Raw genomic sequence first — 4,371 nt, 5'->3', positions numbered from 1 at the left:
TACTTGTAAACTCCGCTTTTTCGTTCAATTTCGCTGGCGACCTACACGGATGTAGGAAGTGCTGGAATTTATCAGGAATGAATTCAGCCCTAACCTGCGCTCATCACGTTGATCAGAGGCTCCCTAATAAGCTGGCTTATACATAGAGGCAGATACTCATGTGGAGTATCTGCCTCTTTCGTTTTCAATATCTATGTCGAACGTAATCGGGCTGAAACCTGATTGCTCTTTAAATAATTATGACCTTATCAGGCAAATACTCTATCCAAAACTGATAACCCCTGCGCAAAATTACAAGGTGTTACACAAAACCACCCTTTTTCGCGAGGTTCAGAAATCAATCAAAACGCTAGTCTGTGCTGACTTAATCGGAAAGTTCAAAGGGGATACTCATGTCTATTTTTGATTCAAAATCTAAGCTGACCTTATTAGCACTTGCTATGTCTGTAGCACTAACAGGCTGCCTGGGTGGCAGCGGTGGTAGTAACGGCAGTGGTGATGGTAGTGGTTCAGGCAGTACAGCAGGCAGTACAGGTGGCGGCAGTACAGGTGGCGGCAGTACAGGTGGCGGCAGCAGCGTCGTACAACTGCACGATGAAACCTGGGACCTGGGCAATGATCGCCTTCTGGGTTTGGCCCGTCATGGTTCTGGCAGCGATACCATCACAATTCTGAAAGGCACGCCAAAAGATGGGCAGGACGGTGATATTTTCTCTGTACGCTCTGCCGCTCCTGATTCTACGGTTCTTGCCGAAATTAAGAACATTGACAACCTTAATGACACAATGGATTACGCTGATGTTGATACCATGGAAGACTATGTAGTGTTGTGTCAGGACGGTAGTAACACGTCAGGATACACAGCAGCAGCAAGCCTGCAGATTTTTAAGCGTGATGATCCTAGTAAGGTAGTCACTTTCGACTTGACCGGTTTAGACGCATATGGAAGGTTCGAGATGCGGGATTGTCACTCCATTGATGCCAGGTTTACGGGAGGCACTTCAACTGCCTACGAAGCTGTTATCTACACGGTCGGCAATTCCATGATGACATCAGGTTCTCCTATGACCAACAACGACAGAGTTGTTCGTACCCGTCTGACGATCGATAAAACTGTTGACGTTGATGCATCTGGAGCTATTGCCCTGAAATCAGGAGCTACTGACAATGCGGAAAACCTATACAAGGCAAGTGGCGCTGACGAATTAGCAGGCATTGCTGCCAATAACTATGGGGTTTATTTTACTCTTAACGACTCGGTCAATAGTGAAACTTCTCTGCTTTTCATGAATCCGAACCCAACAACGCCGACTATATCAACCGTTACTACTACTGAAACAGATGCTTTTACAGGTCTTGAGCAGATGATGCGTATCAGTGATATCGCTGTGATTGAAAGCTCCGATTACGATCTGATCTATATGACTTCAAACTATGGAGATACAGGTATTGTCATGGCCGCGTATGACAGATCTGGCGTAAAACCAGCCCGAACCTTCGCTAAATCAACTGATACTTTAACTGAACGCTGCGAGGACCGATTAGTGCTGAAATATAATGGCAATGTCGGTGATAAAATGTGGTGCCATGACGCAACGGATAAAGGCAACATTCTGGAGCTAAACTCTCCAGTTTATCCTTAATACTTAAAGAGCTGGTACTATAAAAAAGCAGGTACCCCATAAGGGGTATCTGCTTTTTGACGTATAGGATTAATGCAATGGAAAATGTAAAACGGAATGACACTCCGGCTTCAGCTAGGACGCGGCTGGATATCGAAAGCCTGATAAACAGAGAGAAGCATCATCTTTTTATAGAAGAAGTTCGCTCCCGCATGCTGTTTTCATTTTTGCTGAGTTGCGGCATAGGCCTGTACTTTTACCAGCAAACCACCATTGAAAACCTCATTATCTGGCTGAGTACACTCTGTATTGCAGCACTGAATTCCCTTTTCCTGCTTAAAAACAGTAACCGTGATAAAACCCACCAGCACCAATGGAAGCATATTTATCTGGCTGCAATCTGGGGAATTCACTGGGGTTCCATCCCGTTAATCTTTCTGACTAATGCGGATCTGGTCACCTCCTTTACTGTGTTTACCCTCATACTGATCGGTTGCAGTATGCCATCGATCACTATGGCGGTTTACCCCGGGCTTTATATCACTTTTTTAACCCCGGTTTTTCTGGCCTTAACCTATGGCATGGCCAATGCTCTGCCTATAGAACAAAAGATGGTTGTGATTCTGCCTATTCTGTCTTATCTGATGTTACTGATTTTCAGTCGAATGACATCCAAGCAGCAGACTGAGCTGATTCGTTTGAGGATTCTGCACAAAGCATCATCAGAAGAAAATACTCAACTGCATCAGGAAAAATCACGGGCATTAACTGCCCTGAGCCATGATATTAAACAGCCTATTCAAGCCATTCATCTCTATAGCGCAGCGTTATTGGCGCAAAAGAACAAACCGGAACAGATTACAGAGACACTGGAAAAAATTGCCCAAACCACCAATACAGCAAAAATGCTGATCGAAGAGGCTGCAAATGCGATTTCCGGAAACACCGAACTGTCAAACTTACTCAACCAACTGATCGGCAATTATAAGATTTTTCTCTCTGATTCTGTGCAGATCCAGCATTTGGGCTGCCCGGAAATCATGGTGCATCACGCGGTGTATGTCAGAAAAATACTGAATAACGCTATGCATAATGCCAGCCGGTTCACTCCTTCCGGGGTTATCTTCGTGAAAGCTAAGTTACAACCGAACGGAATTCTCAAAATAACTATTGCGGATTCGGGCGTTGGAATAAAGCGTGACCATTTGAAAAAAGTCAGACAGAAAGGCGTAACAACAGATATTAAAAATGGCTCAGGTATGGGTCTATCAGTCATCGAAGAAAGCTGCCAGATGATTAATGCCCGATACAGCCTGAGATCAAAGGATGGAAAAGGGACAGTTTTTTCGCTCTTTATTAACTACAAGATTGCAAATAAATAAGCGTATCAGCCAATAACACCAAGCTCCTTTAATTTATTAAGGCAGGCTATTTTGCTGCTAACACCGACTAACTCATAGATGTTTCGGACATGGCTTTTTACAGTATTAATACTAATCCCCATCGCTTCTGCAACACCGGCATAACTGTGTCCATCCTGAAGTAACATCACTATTTTTAGCTGTTTGTTCGTGAGTGTTGATATCAGAATTTCATCTTTTTCGCTGACTTTAAGAGAAGGGAAATATTCATGGCCTGCGGCCAACTCCTTCACAGCCTTGATGAGCAGATCGTAAGATGCTGACTTGGAAATATAACCCCTGCCACCACTGTTACGAAACTCCAGAATGGTTTCCGGATCGTCCACCCCGGAAACGGCAGCACAGGGAATATTAAACCCGGTTCGCTTTAACCAGCCGATAAAAGCGATACCGTCCAGTGTTGGCATCTGGATATCAACTAAAATCAGATCCACTTTCTGAGCTGAATCCAGATAGCCTATAGCATCTTTAACCGAGTAATGGCAAAGCACCTGAGTATCTTCTATTCTTGCCTCCAGCATCATAGCCAGGGCATCAGAGAATACAGGGTGATCATCAATTAACAGAATATTCAAAAGCCAGCTCAATTAAATCAATTATAAACTGTCAGTGGACTACCAATCGGCTGACCAATATCATCGTATAGCTGGATATCATAGTAAGAACAATCAGTTGAAAATGAGACCATAATTTGATCATAGCCGGATGTCAATGGCCATTTATTTTGACCCACCTTTGGCCAATAAAATTGACCCACCTGGTGCGTTAGTTGGTTAACTTTTCTTTCAGTCGATAGCTCTCTCCTCCCAGCATGAAGATGTGTGAGTGATGGATAATCCGGTCTACGATGGGGATAGCCACATTGTCGTTATGGAAGAACTCTCCCCAGTCGGTGAAGTCCTTGTTGGTGGTCAAGATAATAGAGCGGTATTCATACAGGCTGTTGACCAGCTGGAAGAGGTTGTAGCGGGACTGGCGGCTCATGGGCAGATAGCCCAGCTCATCAATGATCAGCAGGTCGTTTTTGGCCAGCAGGCTGATCCGCTTTTTCAGTTCACCTCGCTTTTCAGCCAGCTCCAGTTCTTCCACCAGGGCCATGGCGGTTTTGAAGACCACCCGATAACCTGCTTCGATGGCTTTGTAACCCAGGCCGATGGCCAGGTGGGTCTTGCTCACCCCCGGTGGACCGATAAACACCAGGTTCTGACGTTGATCCAGGAAGTTGAAGTCCAGCAGTGCACTGATCTGGCGTTTATTGATGGTGGTCTGATGACGGTAATCGAAGTCGTCCAGGCGTTTTTCCATCGAGAAGTGAGCCTGTTTGAAGT

4 protein-coding genes are annotated in these 4,371 nt (G+C 45.0%); 2 read left to right on the top strand and 2 right to left on the bottom strand.

The annotated features are described in order from the left end of the window. Positions 1-392: 392 nt before the first annotated feature. Positions 393-1,643 (top strand): hypothetical protein, encoded by a 1,251-nt coding sequence (locus tag DFK18_RS14410; RefSeq protein WP_114418975.1) that lies wholly within the window; start codon positions 393-395, stop codon positions 1,641-1,643. 77 nt (positions 1,644-1,720) lie between these two features. Then, the gene (locus DFK18_RS14405; RefSeq protein WP_114418974.1) at positions 1,721-3,004 is read left to right on the top strand and encodes a sensor histidine kinase; all 1,284 of its coding nucleotides are present in this window, start codon (positions 1,721-1,723) and stop codon (positions 3,002-3,004) included. 5 nt (positions 3,005-3,009) lie between these two features. Here DFK18_RS14405 and DFK18_RS14400 read toward each other — a convergent pair whose 3' ends face one another. Then, positions 3,010-3,618, bottom strand: a complete 609-nt coding sequence (locus DFK18_RS14400) for a response regulator transcription factor (RefSeq protein ID WP_114418973.1) — start codon at positions 3,616-3,618, stop codon at positions 3,010-3,012. Between the two features lie 190 nt (positions 3,619-3,808). Beyond that, positions 3,809-4,371, bottom strand: a 563-nt coding sequence (istB, locus tag DFK18_RS14395; RefSeq protein WP_114418972.1) for an IS21-like element helper ATPase IstB, incomplete at its 5' end; no start/stop codon positions are given.

The sequence above is a fragment of the Marinospirillum perlucidum genome (assembly GCF_003336805.1).
GTDB classification, from domain to species: domain Bacteria; phylum Pseudomonadota; class Gammaproteobacteria; order Pseudomonadales; family Halomonadaceae; genus Marinospirillum; species Marinospirillum perlucidum.
This window is presented reverse-complemented; position numbering and strand designations above follow the sequence as displayed.